Origin of the sequence: Candidatus Thiothrix phosphatis (assembly GCF_035668035.1) — a bacterium.
In the GTDB taxonomy this organism is placed as follows: Bacteria; Pseudomonadota; Gammaproteobacteria; order Thiotrichales; family Thiotrichaceae; genus Thiothrix; species Thiothrix phosphatis.
This window is the reverse complement of the sequence record NZ_JAYMYJ010000012.1, coordinates 24,439-39,843: the sequence shown is the minus strand read 5'-3', so window position 1 is coordinate 39,843 and position 15,405 is coordinate 24,439. Positions and strand designations below refer to the sequence as shown.

Annotated in this window: 15 protein-coding genes; 5 read left to right on the top strand and 10 right to left on the bottom strand. The window is 54.2% G+C overall.

The features are described 5' to 3' along the window. Nucleotide 1: 1 nt before the first annotated feature. Nucleotides 2-712: a bifunctional 2-polyprenyl-6-hydroxyphenol methylase/3-demethylubiquinol 3-O-methyltransferase UbiG gene (ubiG, locus tag VSS37_RS01215; protein ID WP_324692778.1), complete on the bottom strand. Its 711-nt coding sequence runs from the start codon at nt 710-712 to the stop codon at nt 2-4. Continuing rightward, nucleotides 705-2,027 (bottom strand): TRZ/ATZ family hydrolase, encoded by a 1,323-nt coding sequence (locus VSS37_RS01210; protein ID WP_324692777.1) that lies wholly within the window; start codon nt 2,025-2,027, stop codon nt 705-707. Before VSS37_RS01210 ends, ubiG begins: the two co-directional genes overlap by 8 nt. 40 nt (nt 2,028-2,067) lie before the next feature. Here VSS37_RS01210 and mtnA point away from each other — a divergent pair, with 40 nt between their 5' ends. Continuing rightward, a complete protein-coding gene (gene mtnA, locus VSS37_RS01205) occupies nt 2,068-3,123 on the top strand; it encodes an S-methyl-5-thioribose-1-phosphate isomerase (RefSeq protein ID WP_375339113.1) in 1,056 nt (351 codons plus the stop codon). Here mtnA and VSS37_RS01200 read toward each other — a convergent pair. Then, complete coding sequence (locus VSS37_RS01200; protein ID WP_324692775.1) at nt 3,120-4,376, bottom strand: hypothetical protein; 1,257 nt, start codon at nt 4,374-4,376, stop codon at nt 3,120-3,122. The two genes, mtnA and VSS37_RS01200, sit on opposite strands and share 4 nt — an antisense overlap. Before the next feature lie 95 nt (nt 4,377-4,471). Between VSS37_RS01200 and xerD the strand changes: the two genes are divergently transcribed. Then, nucleotides 4,472-5,377, top strand: a complete 906-nt coding sequence (xerD, locus tag VSS37_RS01195; protein ID WP_324692774.1) for a site-specific tyrosine recombinase XerD — start codon at nt 4,472-4,474, stop codon at nt 5,375-5,377. 143 nt (nt 5,378-5,520) lie between these two features. Continuing rightward, the gene (locus tag VSS37_RS01190) at nt 5,521-6,258 is read left to right on the top strand and encodes a DsbC family protein (RefSeq protein WP_324692773.1); all 738 of its coding nucleotides are present in this window, start codon (nt 5,521-5,523) and stop codon (nt 6,256-6,258) included. 48 nt (nt 6,259-6,306) lie between these two features. Here VSS37_RS01190 and mutS read toward each other — a convergent pair whose 3' ends face one another. Then, complete coding sequence (mutS, locus tag VSS37_RS01185; RefSeq protein WP_324692865.1) at nt 6,307-8,853, bottom strand: DNA mismatch repair protein MutS; 2,547 nt, start codon at nt 8,851-8,853, stop codon at nt 6,307-6,309. A 242-nt stretch (nt 8,854-9,095) separates the two neighbouring features. Further along, entirely contained in the window at nt 9,096-9,278 is a 183-nt protein-coding gene (locus tag VSS37_RS01180; RefSeq protein WP_324692772.1) for a hypothetical protein, read from the bottom strand. A 193-nt stretch (nt 9,279-9,471) separates the two neighbouring features. On the opposite strand from VSS37_RS01180, the gene VSS37_RS01175 reads away from it, so the two are divergent. Together VSS37_RS01175 and VSS37_RS01170 are read left to right on the top strand one after the other, a co-directional pair. Next, nucleotides 9,472-9,783: a hypothetical protein gene (locus VSS37_RS01175; protein WP_324692771.1), complete on the top strand. Its 312-nt coding sequence runs from the start codon at nt 9,472-9,474 to the stop codon at nt 9,781-9,783. A 97-nt stretch (nt 9,784-9,880) separates the two neighbouring features. After that, nucleotides 9,881-10,435, top strand: a complete 555-nt coding sequence (locus VSS37_RS01170) for a uracil-DNA glycosylase family protein (protein ID WP_324692770.1) — start codon at nt 9,881-9,883, stop codon at nt 10,433-10,435. On the opposite strand, the gene bamB is transcribed toward VSS37_RS01170, so the two are convergent. From bamB to pilW, 5 genes are read right to left on the bottom strand one after another with little or no spacing between them, the layout of a single operon-like run. Then, complete coding sequence (gene bamB, locus VSS37_RS01165; protein ID WP_324692769.1) at nt 10,412-11,572, bottom strand: outer membrane protein assembly factor BamB; 1,161 nt, start codon at nt 11,570-11,572, stop codon at nt 10,412-10,414. The genes VSS37_RS01170 and bamB overlap by 24 nt on opposite strands. A 9-nt stretch (nt 11,573-11,581) precedes the next feature. After that, nucleotides 11,582-12,211: a YfgM family protein gene (locus VSS37_RS01160; RefSeq protein WP_324692768.1), complete on the bottom strand. Its 630-nt coding sequence runs from the start codon at nt 12,209-12,211 to the stop codon at nt 11,582-11,584. A gap of 25 nt (nt 12,212-12,236) precedes the next feature. Further along, on the bottom strand, nt 12,237-13,520 hold the full coding sequence (hisS, locus tag VSS37_RS01155; RefSeq protein ID WP_324692767.1) for a histidine--tRNA ligase: 1,284 nt from the start codon (nt 13,518-13,520) through the stop codon (nt 12,237-12,239). A 2-nt stretch (nt 13,521-13,522) separates the two neighbouring features. Then, nucleotides 13,523-14,641 carry a RodZ domain-containing protein gene (locus VSS37_RS01150; RefSeq protein ID WP_324692766.1) on the bottom strand — a complete coding sequence of 373 codons (1,119 nt, stop codon included), beginning with the start codon at nt 14,639-14,641 and terminating at the stop codon, nt 13,523-13,525. A gap of 27 nt (nt 14,642-14,668) precedes the next feature. Next, nucleotides 14,669-15,403 carry a type IV pilus biogenesis/stability protein PilW gene (gene pilW / locus VSS37_RS01145; protein WP_324692765.1) on the bottom strand — a complete coding sequence of 245 codons (735 nt, stop codon included), beginning with the start codon at nt 15,401-15,403 and terminating at the stop codon, nt 14,669-14,671. Between the last annotated feature and the right edge of the window lie 2 nt (nt 15,404-15,405).

Sequence of the window (15,405 nt, the reverse complement as noted above, 5' to 3'; positions counted from 1 at the left end):
ATCAGGTTTCCTTTTTAAAATACATCAGATAGTTGACATCAACATTCGCTCCGAGACGGTAACTCTGGAACAGCGGATTGTATGTCATTCCCGAGATATTACGCAGTTCCAACCCGACGGAACGGGCCCAGCGCTCCAGCTCGGATGGCCTGATGAATTTGCCGTATTCATGGGTGCCTTTGGGCAGCATGTTCAACACGTATTCCGCGCCTACGATGGCGAACAGGAAAGCCTTTGGGTTACGGTTGATGGATGAAAAGAATACATCGCCGCCCGGTTTGACCAGTTTTGCGCAAGCGGCGATCACGGATGCAGGGTCAGGGACGTGCTCCAGCATTTCCATGCAAGTGACTGCGTCGAATTGTTGCGGGGCTTCTTCCGCCATGGCTTCGGCGCTGATTTGCCGGTACGTGATTCCCACGTCGGATTCGAGGGCGTGCAATTTGGCGACGGACAAGGGTGCCTCACCCATGTCGATGCCCGTCACTTGTGCGCCGCGCCGCGCCATGCTTTCGGCCAGGATGCCGCCGCCGCAACCGACGTCGATGACCTGTTTGCCTTGCAGGCGGGTGTAGTCGTCAATGTAGTTCAGCCGCAAGGGATTGATGTCATGCAGCGGTTTGAATTCGCTGTCACGATCCCACCAGCGCCAGGCCAGCTCTTCAAATTTGCGGATTTCGTTGGGGTCAACATTGGCGGTTGTGTCAGTCATGGGGGGTTTCTCCAATTTTTTGGCGCCATTCATGGGCTTTTGCAATCAGGGCGGTTTCGTCCAAGGTGGTCAGGGTGCGGTTTTCCAGCAGCAGCTTGCCCGCTACCCAGGCATGGGTGACTTGTTCACGGCCAACGCAATAGACCAGATGGGAAACCGGGTCATACAACGGCTGGCTTTCCAATGCGCCCAGGTTGATGGCGATCATATCTGCTGCCTTGCCAATTTCCAGCGAGCCGATCTCTTGATCCAACCCCAGCGCGCGGGCACCATTGATGGTGGCCATGCGTAGCGCCTCGTTGGCGGGAAGCGCGCTGGCATCCTGCGCCACAGCTTTGGCGATCAGGGCGGCGGTGCGCATTTCACCCAACATGTCGAGGTCGTTGTTGCTGGCGTTGCCATCTGTGCCCAACGCCACATTAATCCCGCTGGCTGACAGCTTTGCAGCCGGGCAGAAACCACTGGCCAGCTTAAGGTTGGACTCCGGGCAATGGATAACGTGCACGCCTTTTTGCGTCAACATGCCAATTTCGCTGTCTGACAGTTGGGTCATGTGCACGGCAAGAAAGTGTTTGTCGAGCAGGCCAAGGTTGGCCAGCCGTTCCAATGGGCGCATGCCATGCTGTTCCTGCGCCTGCTGGACTTCAAATGCAGTTTCGTGGACATGCATGTGGATAGGGATATTCAGATCAGACGCCAATTGCAGGATTTGTTCCATCGGCCCGTCCGACACGGTGTAGGGGGCGTGGGGAGCCAATGCGGTGGTCAAGAGTGGGTTTGCCCGCAAGCGTTCGTGCAGTGCCAACCCTTTTTGCAGGTATTCCTGCGGCCCAGTTCCCCATGCTGTTGGAAAGTCGATCACTATCATGCCAATACAAGCGCGGATGCCCGCTTCCTCAGCCGCCTGTGCGGTCGCTTCCGGGAAGAAATACATGTCATTGAAGCAGGTGGAGCCGGAGCGGAGCATTTCGGCAATCGCCAGTTGGGTGCCGTCATATACGAATTCAGCATTCGCCCAACGGGCTTCGGCAGGCCAGATATGGTGTTGCAGCCACTCCATCAGCGGCAGGTCGTCAGCCAGCCCTTTCAGCAATGACATGGCCGCGTGCGTATGCGTATTCACCAGCCCGGGCAACAGTGCATGTTGTGGTAAAACGACAGTTCGTCGGGGATGATAGCGCTTTTCCACTGCGGAGGCAGGCAGGATGTCCACGACCCTGCTATTATTCACTGCCAAGGCGTGGTGTCGCAAAACTTGGTTTTCCGGATTGACGGTAATAATCCATTCGGGAACAATGAGTAGTTCAATTTCCATCAGAGTGTTGTAAGATCGCCACTTTAAAAGCAACCTATTTATGCCGAAAACCCTCATGAGTCAACACGATTCAATCCGTGCAGTCGAGTGGAAGGATAACCATTTGGTGCTGCTCGACCAGCGTAAATTGCCGCATAACGAACAGTATGTGCAATTGTACAGCGCAGAAGAAACCGCTGAAGCCATCCGCAACATGGTGGTGCGGGGCGCTCCAGCCATTGGTATCGCTGCTGCTTACGCAGTGGTGATGGCGGCTCGCAAGAGTTACAAGCAGTATCCGCATGACTGGCGCAAGCGGTTGGAGGCCGAAATCGAGATCCTCCAGAACGCCCGTCCGACGGCTGTCAACCTGATGTGGGCTTTAAGGCGCATGTGTTCGGCGTTGGATGAAGTGCAGGGTGATCCTGAGGAGCCTTTGCTGGAGCTTGCCCAACGTCTGCATCAGGAGGACATTGATGCCAACTACCGTATGGGCGAGTTGGGCAGTGCCCTGATTGCGCCATCCCATGGTGTTTTGACCCATTGCAATACCGGTTCCCTGGCGACTGGCGGTTATGGCACAGCGTTGGGCGTTATCCGTAGCGCCTATAGCAACGGTAAAATCCAGCATGTTTACGCCGATGAAACCCGTCCTTGGTGGCAAGGCTCCCGCCTGACGGCATGGGAGTTGGTCAAGGACAAAATTCCTGCCCACCTGTTGTGTGACAGTGCGGCGGCTCACCTGATGAAACAGGGAAAAGTTTCTTGGGTGATTGTTGGTTCTGATCGTATCGCCGCCAATGGCGATGTGGCGAACAAGATCGGCACCTACAGCTTGGCTGTCAATGCCCGCTATCATGGCGTCAAATTCATGGTGGTGGCACCAACCAGCACCATTGACTTGGGTACTGCCAACGGTGCGGACATTCCAATTGAGGAGCGTCCGCAGGAGGAGGTGCTCAATGTCGCCAACCAGCGCATTGCGGCGCATCATACTTTGGCATGGAACCCTGCATTTGATGTGACGCCAGCCAGTTTAGTGGATGCCTTGGTCACCGAAAAAGGTGTAGTTGAGTGCCCCACCACGGAAAAGATTGCTGCGTTGATGGCGAGTTAAGCCGTCTTGGCTATAGTGGAGAAACGTTCATGCAGGCGGCGTGTCAGCTGCTGCATGTCAGTGTCCAGCCCATAGCGGTGTTTCCAGCCTGATTGCCGGAGAGGGCGTTCAGTAGTAGGTAATGACGCGCATTCGTACACTTTTCCATCTGTTGTGGTTAGTGACAAAATGCTGACGGGTCTCTGAAAAAATCGCTGGTAAATATTTTCTGGCAAACGTTTTTTCAATAATGTGAGTTCTGCGAGAGGTTGTTCCGCCAAATGGAAATGGCTTAATTTCAGGTAGGGATGGAACTCATATTGTTCAGAGAGAAACTGGTTCTCTACCCGGTCATAGTAGCCTTCTCCCGTTAGCAGGCCATTTTGGGCCAATACCCAAATATGCAAGTATTGTATTCTAAAAACGCCGTGTCCTTTACGGCCAGATGGGTCATCTTGCATGGCGCTCAACATGACATGATCATCATCCAGTAACAGGCGTTTAATCTCGGCATTGGTTTGATTGTGTAGCGGTGTTTGCAAGTAGCCCCAGCTTTCCATCATGAAACCCTCCCAACGGCGTATTGTTAAGGCCGCGTCAATATCATTGGCTTCATGCGGGTTCAGCACTTGTAGCAGGGTTTCACGTAATAGGTATTCGACCGCTTGTTGGTAATGGCAGGTAAGCTGATCCAGTTCAGCGGGCGGGGGCAGGCTATTGAGTTGATGCGCCATTTCCTTTTGTTGATTAAGCAGGCCATGTAATTCATGATGATGCTGATGCAATTGTGCATGGGTCTGCCGGATTCTGAGAGTTGACGCATGCCAGTACCAAGTTAGCGCCATAATGGGAACCAGCGGCAGTAAAAAATGACCGCGTATGACTAGGAAGATGATGGTGAAAAAAGTGCTGACAAACAGGATCAGGCGAGGGGAGTTGAGAATGCGTAACTGTCGTTGCAGTTGTTCCAGGTCTTGTTCCAGTTGCTGTTGGTAATTTGTCTGGGGTAGCTGCATGGGGTTTGGCGAATAGAAGAAACGCCAGCGACGGCAAAAACCATCATCCAAGTTGGCGGCCAGCAGCTCCTTGCCATTTTGATTGCCACAGGAGTGGTTGGAAAAAATAGGATAAGTCAGCACTTCGTTCTGGAAATGCTGGTAATGGCTTATATTTGCTGCTTCCGTCGATTGTGTCTCTTGCTGTTTACGCTGATCTTGAAACTCGCGCAGCATGTAATGCGACATCATCATCGTTTGGAATTCATTATTGGTCATTATTATTGGCCCTTTGGATATTATTAGAGAATGTCTGTATTTCACTCTTGCCAAATAAGACCATGAAACCAGAAAAAAAATCCTCGCCCGCTATAATGCGTGTAAATTGCCTTAATCAGGCATTAATTGACCGTTTCCTGGATATTTTTTGGTCAGAACGGGGTGTCAGTCGTAATACGTTAGCCAGTTATGAGCGTGACCTGCGCCTGTTATGCCATTGGTTGCAAGCGCGCGGCGTACAGCTCGAACAGGCGAGCCGTGGAGACTTGCTTGAATATCTGGCAGTCCGGGTGCAGGAAGGGGCAAAAGCATCGTCAACGGCCCGTTTGCTTTCCAGTCTGCGGCGCTTTTACCGTTGGCAGGTGCGGGAAGACCTGCGCAAAGATGACCCCAGCGCCCAAATTGAAATGCCCAAGCAAGGGCGGCATTTGCCAGCTTCATTGTCAGAAGAGGAAGTGGAGGCCTTGCTGCAAGCCCCTGACGTGGGTAATCCACTTGGTTTGCGTGACCGCGCCATGTTGGAGCTGCTGTACGCCACCGGGCTGCGGGTTTCCGAACTGGTTGGTGTCCGTTTGGGGGAAGTGTCGCTGCAAAACGGGGTCATCAGGATTACCGGCAAGGGTGGTAAGGAACGTTTGACGCCGATAGGGGAGGAGGCGCATGACTGGATCCAGGCTTACCTGCGTGACGCCCGCCCTTTGCTGATGCAGGGCAAGGCGCTGGATGAGCACGTATTTGTAACCACGCGTGGTGCAGCCATGACACGGCAGATGTTCTGGGTGTTGATCCAACGTTATGCGCTGGAAAGTGGCATTACGCGGCACATTTCCCCGCACACCCTACGCCATGCTTTTGCCACCCACCTGCTGAATCATGGGGCTGATTTGCGGGTGGTGCAAATGCTGCTTGGCCATAGCGACCTGTCCACCACGCAGATTTATACCCATGTCGCACAGGCGCGTTTGCAGGATTTGCACCGCCAGCATCATCCACGGGGTTAGCAGGTTGAACTTGCGCCGGATACTGGCATCCAAATGGGGAAACGTATACACGCTACGGTAAGCCATGATAATGTACTATTCCTATGTGATTAAACAATAAGCAGTTTCATCGTCTATATTTTTATTTCAGGAACAGAGAGACCATGTACAAAAAAATGATTTTGGGCGCAATGATTGGTGTCGCGCTGGTAGCTAACTGGGCGCTGGCGGACGATGTTCCGGCTGATCTGGCCGATAAAATGAAGCCGCTGTTTGGCAGCGCGCCAGACTCCCTCAAGCCGACGCCATTGGCCGGTATTTTCGAAGCCAAATTTGGCGGGGAAATCATTTATGTCAGCGGCGACGCCCATTATGTGCTGTCAGGCGAACTGATTGACGCCAAGAGCAAATCCAGCCTGACAGAAGAAGCGCGCGCCGAAGGCCGTAAAGAAATCATGAAAACGGTCGATGCCAGCAAGACCATCGAGTTCAAGGCCAAAGGCGAGGAAAAACATGTCCTGTACGCCTTCACGGATGTGGACTGCCCGTATTGCGTAAAATTGCATAAGGAAGTGTCGGCGCTGAATGATAAGGGCGTGACTGTGCGCTATCTGGCCTATCCACGCGCGGGTGTCGGTTCCCCTGCGTATAAAAAAATGGTCAGCGTTTGGTGCTCTGACAATAAGCAGGACGCCATAACTAAAGCAAAAAATGGCGAGGAATTGCCTGCCAAGGACTGCCCAAACCCAGTGGCGGATGAGTTTGCCTTGGGGCAAAAGCTAGGCGTGAACGGCACCCCTGCGCTGGTGACTGCGGATGGCCTGATGATTCCAGGTTTCCGTCCGGCAGACCAATTGGTGAAAATGCTGGATGACGCCGAGGCAAAAACCAAGGTGAATTGATTTCACGCCTGATTTTCGGAAGGGCGGCCAACAGGCCGCCCTTGTTTTTTAACGCCGCAACAATTTCCTCAGCTTATACAATTCATCCAGCGCTTGCCGGGGTGTCAGCTCATCTGGGTCAACGGCTTCCAGCGCAGCTTTTACTGTCTCCGCAATTTCATCTTTGGGTTCCGTGGGTTCGGCGAACACCAGTGGCAAGGTTTGGCCCGGTTGCGGGGCTTGCTGGCTGTGCTTTTCCAGCGACACCAGTTTCTTTTTGGCTTGAACAATCACGGGTTTGGGTACGCCTGCCAATTGCGCCACCTGCAAACCGTAGCTTTGGTTGGCCGGGCCGTCTTTCACTGCATGCAAAAACACGATCTTGTCGCCATGTTCCACCGCATCGATATGCACATTGGCGATGGTGCTGATCTGTTCGGCCAGTGAAGTCAGTTCGAAGTAGTGGGTGGCGAACAGGGTGAAAGCCTTGCGTTCGCGCGCCAGGTATTCCGCAAACGCCCAGGCCAGCGACAGGCCGTCGAAGGTGCTGGTGCCGCGCCCGATTTCATCCATCAGCACCAGGCTGTGGGCGGTGGCGTTGTTGAGGATATTGGCGGCTTCGGTCATTTCCACCATGAAGGTTGAGCGCCCGGTGCTAAGGTCGTCGTGTGCGCCGATACGGGTGAAAATACGGTCGATATTGCCCAAGCGGGCAGTTTGCGCGGGCACATAGCTGCCAATGTGCGCCAGCAATACGATCAGGGCAACCTGCCGCATGTAGGTGGATTTCCCACCCATATTGGGGCCGGTGATCATCAACATGCGGCGGCGCGAATCCATATACAGGTCATTGGGCACAAACGGGTTATCGAGGGTGCGTTCGACCACCGGATGGCGGCCACCTTCGATCTGGATGCCAGCGCCTTCCACCAATGCTGGGCAGTTGTAGTTAAGCGTGCTGGCGCGTTCGGCAAAATTCCCCAGCACATCAAGTTCGGCAATCGCCTGGGCGCTTTGGCGCAGCGGAATCAGGTGTTCCGCGAGCATGTGCAGCAGGTCTTCGTAGATGGCTTTTTCGCGCGCCAACGAGCGTTCGCGGGCGGACAACACTTTGTCTTCAAACTTTTTCAGTTCCGGCAAGATGAAGCGTTCCACCCCTTTCAGCGTCTGGCGGCGGATGTAATCGGCGGGAATGCGGCTGAGTTGGCTTTGTGGTATTTCCACATAGTAGCCGTGCACACGGTTGTAGGCGACTTTCAGCTTGTCAATGCCAGTACGGGCTTTTTCACGGGTTTCCAGATCCAGCAGGTATTGGTCGGCGTTTTCGCTGAGGTTGCGCAATTCGTCCAGTTCGGCATCAAAACCGGGGGCGATGACGCCGCCATCGCGGATCACGACTGGCGGGTTGTCGATGATGGCGCTATCCAGCAGGTGGAGCAGTTCTTCGTGCAGGTCAATGTCCTGCAACAAGGCTTGCAGGCGAGGATTGTCCAGAGGCTGGATTTGCCCGTGGATACGCGGCAATACATGCAGTGAATCACGCAAAGTGGAAAGGTCGCGCGGGCGTGCGGAACCGAGCGCAATGCGGCTGGCGATACGTTCGATGTCGCCGATGCCACGCAATACGCCGTGCAACTCTTCGTAACGGTATTGGTCTTGCAAAGCGCCAACCGCCTGATGCCGGTTGCGCAGTGCGAAGCGGTCACGCAGCGGTTTGTTTAGCCAGCGGCGCAACAGGCGGCTGCCCATGCTGGTGGCGGTTTTGTCGATGACGGACAGCAGGGTGTTTTTGTGCTCGCCGCTGAGGCTGCTTTCCAGTTCCAAATTACGGCGGCTGGCGGCGTCGAGAATGATGCCTTCGTCGCTCAGCTCCACCGTCAGGCTGTTGATGTGGGGCAGGGCGGTGCGCTGGGTTTCCTGCACGTAATTGAGCAAGGCTCCGGCAGCGGTAATGGCCAGAGGCAAGTGGCCGCAGCCGAAACCGGACAGGTCATGTGTGCCGAACTGGCGCAGCAGCAGGCGTTGGGCAGTTTCAAGGTCAAAGTGCCAGGCCGGGCGGGATGTGCAGCGTTGGTTGCGGGCGAAGGGCAGCTTCCAGTCTTCGTCATGCAGGATTTCTGCCGGTTGCAGGCGCTCGATCTCATTGAGCAGGGTTGTAGTGGAATCAGCCTCCTGTACGGTGAAACGGCCAGTGCTCAAGTCGATGCAGGCAATGCCGCAGGTTTCCCCCTCTTGTGTCCTGTGCACCGCCATCAACAGGTTGTCGCGGCGATCATCCAGCAGGTAATCGTCAGTGACAGTGCCAGGGGTCAGCAGGCGGGTGATCTTGCGCTCGACTGGGCCTTTGGATTTGGCCGGGTCGCCGATCTGTTCGCAAATGGCGACGGATTCGCCCAGCTTCAGCAGTTTGGCCAGATACTGTTCCACCGCGTGGTACGGCACGCCTGCCATGGCGATCGGTTCACCGCCGGAAGAGCCGCGTGCAGTGAGGGTGATGTCCAACAAAGAGGCGGCTTTTTTCGCATCCTCCATGAACAGCTCGTAGAAATCCCCCATACGGTAGAACAGGAGGATGTCGGGGTATTCGGCCTTGATGCGGAAGTATTGCTGCATCATCGGGGTATGGTTTTCGTTTGTTTTCAATTTGATAGCTTAACTATAAAAGTGTTTGGCAATGTCTAATGGCTGTTTAAAATGAGCCGTTCTGAAGGTGGGGATTTTACTGCTTTTCTGCCAAAAGCCTTGTCTCTGCGGCCACAACGGAGGATAGCATAAGACGCCACAACAGAACCTAAAGTGATGTGAGTGGTGGCCTTACTGCCTGATTGCCTGATAGGAGCTGGCCTGTGGCGCGGAAGCTATTTTTTCATGATGAAGTAAGTGCCGATAGCCGCACAGATCATCCATAAAGCGACCGCCCCCATGCCCAGCATCCGCGAGAGTGGCTCCATAAAGAACAGCATCAGCAGGGCAATCGCCAACAATCCGTTGCCAATCCAGAAATTGCGCCTTTGTTCGGGGTCTTGATTGGGATCTTGCATGGGTTGTGTCCGAGGTTGGGATGCAATGAGTTTAACACGGTCTGACGGCAGGGTCAGGCATGCCTGTGCAACCTCTGTCTTGCATAGCCCGGTGATGCCTGGTTATTTGCTTGCGGATAGGCATAAATCATGGCGCGTGTTATGGAAATTTCGTAGTGTATGTTTCCTGTATCATGAGAGAGAGGAGAGGTTTATGGAAAATAACAGCGCTACAGACAAAGCCACTGAAATGCGCTCCAGCCCGGATGTGGTGGCGAACTGGATGTTTTCGTTGCTGCCCATCGGCGTTGCATTTGTTTTTTATGTGGTGTTCATTTCTGCCACTAACTTGGAAAACACCAATATTTTCATTGCCTACGGGGCTGCTGCTGCTTTTGTGGGGCTGGAGACTTATTGGATCATGTATGGTGTACGGAAAAAATATTTCGGCACGGTGTTAATGGGGTTGGTTGGTGTGGCGTTGACCTTGGGTTTGTTGTACCTGTACCTGTCAATTGCAGGTTAAGGAAAATCATACCGTAATGGGCAAGGATGCCGTCTATTCGCAATCAGCGCTTGTTGCCCATCAACAGGCGTTGAAAGCGTGTAGGTGTTGTCCGCAAATGACCCCACCGGTCATCACCGGCGACCCTGTGATGTCGCCGGTGATGTCGATAGGGCAGGCACCAGGTGTCCATGAAGCTAAAGTCATGCGCCCGTTTGGCTGGACGGCAGGCAAAACGCTATTCAGGTGGTTTGAAGCTATTGGCTTGGAGGAGACGCTTTTTCGCCAGCGGGTCTACATGTCCGCAGTATGCCGATGTTTTCCCGGCAAGAATCCGCAAGGTGGCGACAGGGTTCCATCTGCTGATGAAGTTGCTGCTTGTTCCCGTTGGCTACAAGCAGAAATACAGATACTACAGCCACAGCTGATCATTTTGGTCGGTAAACTGGCAATCAACCAGTTTTTGGCGGCAAAGAAGCTGGAGGATGTTGTGGGCAAGCGCCATGCTGTCCTGTTGGATGGGCGTGCAACGGATTTGATCCCGCTGCCACATCCATCCGGCGCGTCAACCTGGCCACGGATGGAGCCTGGTAAAACGCTGTTGCAGGATGCGCTAGCCTTGATCGCCGCCCATCCTGCTTGGCGCAGCTTATTGGACGCTGAAAGCGGATAGCAGCCCACTTTTGCCAAAGGTATAGACAACACTGCCATCCAGTTCCGGCGCAACCGTGTAGCCTGCAGAATCGCCACGCACACGAGCGGCAAATTGGCCAGTGCCAGTGTTGATCCAGTGCAGGTAGCCTTCTTTGTCGCCCACGACAAGATAGTTGCCCATCAGGGTTGGGGCAGTAGGCTGGCGGCGTTCAAGGTCATCCATTTTCCATAATGGATGGCCTGTCTGTGGATCCAGTTTCCACAAGTCACCTTCGTCGCTGCTGGTGTACAGGCCATTCGGGTCGGCATCGACGCCAGTGTAGCTGGAATAAGGCTCCGCCCATGCAACACCACCGGTACGCATGTTGATTCCAGCAATCTGGCCGTTGTAACTGGCAGCGAATAGGGCTTCACCCAGCGTTTTCATCTTGCCGTCCACATCGGTCATGTGGTCGAGGTCGCTGCTGCCACGGGGAACAGATAAAGGGATTTCCCATAATTCCGTACCTTTTTGTAGCTCAAAGGCTGCGACAACGCCGCTGTCAAAGCCAGCAATGACTGCATTTCCAACGACCAGTGGAGTGCTCGCCCCTCGCAGGGAAAGGGTTGGGCTTTGCCGCGCCTGCCGCCATAGCCCCTCGCCCGTCCGGGTGGACAATCCATACAGGGCATCGCCACTGGTGCGGAACGCCACTACCCCATTTTGGGCGGTGGAAACAGCCAGCACTTCGTTGCCAAGCCCGACTTTCCACAGGGTCTTGCCGGTTTGCTGATCCAGCGCAATGGCGCTGCCGTTGTCAGCGCCAAGAAAAATGACGCCTTCCCCACCATTGACACCAGCGGTGATTTCTTCATCAACTGTTGTTTGCCACAAACGTTTACCGCTAGTTTTGTCCCAGGCGCTGACGGAGTGGCCTCCCGCGACGAAAATACCGTTACCTGAAATATAAGGGTGTATGCGGACAGATTCCTTGCCTACCCCGCTGCCGGTGCTCACCTGCCATAAGGTGCGCGCACTGGCGGTCGCTTTGAACTCCTTCAGCGCTTTGGGCGGATTGGTGTCTTTAGTCGGCATGATGGCTGACGTCATCTGCTCAAAAGTACTACAACCGGAAATGCTTAGGGTGATCAAAAGGGCAGCGGTGATCCGTTTCATAAATAGTCCTCAGGCTCCTTCGCCGAGATTGTCTCGCTTGATTTTGATAAGCTCTGTCGAGCCATTGCTTGCACTGCTGGCGATGGCTTTGTCATAGGCGGTGCGAGCCTCCGCCAGTTTGTTCTGGGCGGTGTAGATGTCACCTTTCAATTCTTCAAGCAGGGATTGGTAGGCTTGCGGATAAGTCTGGTTGGCTAACCCCAATGCTTCGTCCGCTTTTTTCATCACCAAAAGGGTGCGGGCCAGCCGGATTTTGGCAAGGTTCTTGAAATCTTCTTCCTTGCTATTGTCGATTACCCAACGCAAAGCCTTAACGGCTGGTTCATACTCCCCCTTTTCTGCATGTTGTTGGGCAGCCTTCAAGCTGGCGATGGCGGCGTATGGGGTTGATGCATAGCTATCCTGCAAAGTTTGGATATCGGCCTGCGCCTGATCCTGGGAAGTTTTGCCAGCTTTATCGACCTTTGCGTAGAGGGCGGAAGCTTCAGCATAGGTGTTTTCCTTGTACTCTTTCCAGTATTGCCAGCCAAACAAAGCGGCAATGGCCAAAGCTATTCCTGCGGCTACTGAAGTCCCATTTTCTTTCCACCAAGCCTTCAGCTCTTCAACTTTTTCGTCATCGGTCTTGTAATCACTCATCGGTACGCCCTTTTGCTAAACATTGCTATTGCTGTGTTTTTGTTAGAAAAACGGAAAGTTGCTCCGCCACCTGAATGATGGGCAGGTTAATCTGCTCGCCGCCGCCGCGCAAGGGCTTCAATCCGCAAACGCCTTGCTGCACCTCATTTTCACCCAGGATCAGGGCAATTGCGGCACCGGATTTGTCAGCGCGTTTCATTTGGGTCTTGAAACTGCCTTCACCACAGTTGTTGGTCAGGTTCAATCCAGGCAGGGCGTCGCGCAACGTTTCCGCCAAGGCAAGGCCGGTTTGGAGGGTGCCAGCGCCAGCCATGACCAAGAACACATCCGGGGCAGCGGTAGGGAGGGATACGCCTTGGGTCTCCATCAGCAGGATCAGGCGTTCCATACCCATACCGAAACCTACGCCAGGTGTTGGTTTGCCGCCAAGCTGCTCCACTAGCCCGTCATAGCGGCCACCGGCGCAAACAGTGCTTTGTGCGCCAAGCTCATCCGTCACCCACTCGAACACCATATGCGTGTAGTAATCCAGCCCACGCACCAGCCGTGGGTTGATCTCATATGGGATGCCCATTGCGTCCAGCAAAGCACGCAGCGCTGCAAAATGTTCGCGGGATATGTCATCCAGATGGTCGTGCAGGTTGGGCGCGGCAGTGACGATGTCCTTTAGGTCAGGATTTTTGGTGTCCAATATCCTCAGAGGATTGGTGTGCAGGCGGCGTTTGGAGTCTTCGTCCAGGCTATCGTAATGGGCGGTGAAATGTTCCACCAGCAGCGCACGGTAGGCCTGCCGACATTCGGGCGTGCCCAGTGTGTTCAGTTCCAGGCGAAGATTGCGCAACCCGAGCAATTTCCATAGCCGGGCTGTCATGGCGATCAGTTCAGCGTCAATGTCTGGCCCCGCCATACCGAAGGCTTCCACACCAATCTGGTGAAACTGGCGGTAGCGGCCTTTTTGCGGGCGCTCATGGCGAAACATTGGCCCCATGTACCATAAACGCTGTTGCTGATTGTGCAGCAATCCGTGCTGGATTCCTGCGCGAATGCAGCCCGCTGTGCCTTCAGGCCGCAATGACAAGCTGTCGCCGTTGCGGTCTTCAAAGGTGTACATTTCCTTTTCGACAATATCGGTGACTTCGCCTACTGCACGGGAAAACAGCTCGGTTTGCTCCACGATGGGCATACGGATTTCACTATAACCGTAACGCTTCAGCAATGTGCGGGTCGTTTGTTCGAAGTGCTGCCATGCAGGGGTGGCATCCGGCAGGATGTCATTCATGCCCCGGATCGATTGGATATTCTTGCTCATGCTTATTCGACCTTGAAACGGGCGACGCTGCCTTTAATGTATGGGGATTGATCGAATGGTTGGCCATTGACAAAGATTTTTACCCCAGGGGCGTTGCCAACCTTGAAGCTCAACGGCGGCGTGGCCTTGAACTCTTTGATGCTGCCTGCGGTGTTGAGGGATTCGAACAGGGGTTTGCTGTCGCCGCCTTTGACCTGCATCCAAACATCTTCAGCAAACTCCATTTTGACATTGATCTCACCCGCAGGTGCCGGGGTTGTGGTTGCTCCATCAGCAGTTGCTGGAGGTGCATCGGCTGGGCTTGGGGGTGTGGCGGTATTGGCCGCCGTATTTGCATTCGCTGGTGGGGTAGTATTGGCTGTAGTGGTTGTTGCTTGGGCATTTCCGGCAGTGGTGGAGGCGGGAGGTGTGGCTGCCGCTGTCGAAACGCTTGTTGTGGGCGCGACCCCGGCAGTATTGTCGCTGTGCGGGGCATCCTGAATGCTGGCTGCCGCTACAGGAGCTTGGCTCTGTGGTGCTGTCTGCTGGGTTGCGGGAGGGGGCTGTGCTTGTTGTTCTTCCCGCTCTTTTTCCCGTTCCTGGGCTGCCTTTTCGGCCACGTAGGCTTCCATTGCGGATGGCGGGCGCGGAACATCCGGTGGATTGGTCTGGGCGGAAAATGAAGACCATGTGTGCGTTGCCCACTCCCGCACGCCTGGGATCATGGAAACCAGCCCCAATAGCAACACCAATGCACCAAAACCGATGAATTTGAGGGTTGAGCTGGAAATGGCAGGCTGGACAACTTTGTTGAGTGGCCGGGATGGGGCGAAATGATGGGCGGTGTCATCCGGATTGGCTCCGCGCAGGGCCTCATAAATCCGGATCAGGTCACGGGCATCCGTGTCGGCCAGTTTCGAATAGCCGCGCAGGTAGCCGCGGACGTAGGGCGGTTCGGGTAAATGAGTAAAGTCTTCCTTTTCCAGCGCCCGTAAAATATGAACAGACAGGTGTAGTTCTTCTGCCGCCTGATCAATATCAAGGCCAGCCTTTTCCCGGCATTCCACAAGTTTTGCCGTCAAATCACCGGCTTGTACCGCAAATGGAGCCTTTTCTTCAACTGGGGGAGCTGTATCTGTCACGTGTCCTCCGACTTCCGACTTTTTATGTCAATCAACCTCACTGGCCGCCGCACTGTCCGGGAATTTTCCCCGTAATGCAACGGCGCAGGATTCGGCCTTATCCATTTCCTGCAGGCTGGTTTGCACCTGATAACACAGTAGCAGACTTTCAGGGGTGGGAGCCGCGTTCTCATTATAGCGGTAAAGAAATGCTTCCGCCTTGGCGTATTCGCCTTTTTCCCGGTTCAGTTTGGCCATCTGGTATAGGGCTTCCGAAAAGCGGTTGTTCTTTTCCAGTGCCAGCCGAAAATATTCTTCCGCCCGTGCCACATTTCCGGTCTTACGCACACAAATGCCAGCATTAGTATAGGCAAATTCTGGAGTCTTATAGAGTGGATCATGCACTGCCGCAATGAATGCCTCTTCGGCGGCGGCATATTTGCCGGTGCGGCACAAGTGGGAGCCATAATTGTTCAGAAGGTCAGAATCCTTGGGCGTAATGCTGAGGGCTTCACGGAAATGTTTGTTTGCCATGTCATCATTGCCTAGCCGTTCCTGCAACAACGCATAATAGTGGTGGGCGTCAGCCGACCGTGAGTTTTCCTTTAAGGCTTTTTCCAGATTTAGGGTGGCGAGATCCAAACGGCCTTTTTGCAGATAACCGACGCCTAATTGGGAGTAATAGTCCGCCGCTTTGGCAGATTTCGAAGAGCCTGTGCTGGAACACCCCACTAGAATGCCGATAAACAGCATCAAGAAAATGCCATATTTTATTGTTTTCATTG

Excerpts from the sequence above, each read along its gene's own strand:
- VSS37_RS01160 (WP_324692768.1), bottom strand. The coding sequence starts at position 12,211 with ATGAGTGATTACAAGACCGATGACGAAAAAGTTGAAGAGCTGAAGGCT.
- VSS37_RS01180 (WP_324692772.1), bottom strand. The coding sequence starts at position 9,278 with ATGCAAGATCCCAATCAAGACCCCGAACAAAGGCGCAATTTCTGGATT.
- VSS37_RS01190 (WP_324692773.1), top strand. The coding sequence starts at position 5,521 with ATGTACAAAAAAATGATTTTGGGCGCAATGATTGGTGTCGCGCTGGTA.
- mutS (WP_324692865.1), bottom strand. The coding sequence starts at position 8,853 with ATGATGCAGCAATACTTCCGCATCAAGGCCGAATACCCCGACATCCTC.
- mtnA (WP_375339113.1), top strand. The coding sequence starts at position 2,068 with ATGCCGAAAACCCTCATGAGTCAACACGATTCAATCCGTGCAGTCGAG.
- VSS37_RS01210 (WP_324692777.1), bottom strand. The coding sequence starts at position 2,027 with ATGGAAATTGAACTACTCATTGTTCCCGAATGGATTATTACCGTCAAT.
- VSS37_RS01200 (WP_324692775.1), bottom strand. The coding sequence starts at position 4,376 with ATGACCAATAATGAATTCCAAACGATGATGATGTCGCATTACATGCTG.
- VSS37_RS01175 (WP_324692771.1), top strand. The coding sequence starts at position 9,472 with ATGGAAAATAACAGCGCTACAGACAAAGCCACTGAAATGCGCTCCAGC.
- xerD (WP_324692774.1), top strand. The coding sequence starts at position 4,472 with ATGCGTGTAAATTGCCTTAATCAGGCATTAATTGACCGTTTCCTGGAT.
- hisS (WP_324692767.1), bottom strand. The coding sequence starts at position 13,520 with ATGAGCAAGAATATCCAATCGATCCGGGGCATGAATGACATCCTGCCG.
- ubiG (WP_324692778.1), bottom strand. The coding sequence starts at position 712 with ATGACTGACACAACCGCCAATGTTGACCCCAACGAAATCCGCAAATTT.
- VSS37_RS01170 (WP_324692770.1), top strand. The coding sequence starts at position 9,881 with ATGACCCCACCGGTCATCACCGGCGACCCTGTGATGTCGCCGGTGATG.
- pilW (WP_324692765.1), bottom strand. The coding sequence starts at position 15,403 with ATGAAAACAATAAAATATGGCATTTTCTTGATGCTGTTTATCGGCATT.
- bamB (WP_324692769.1), bottom strand. The coding sequence starts at position 11,572 with ATGAAACGGATCACCGCTGCCCTTTTGATCACCCTAAGCATTTCCGGT.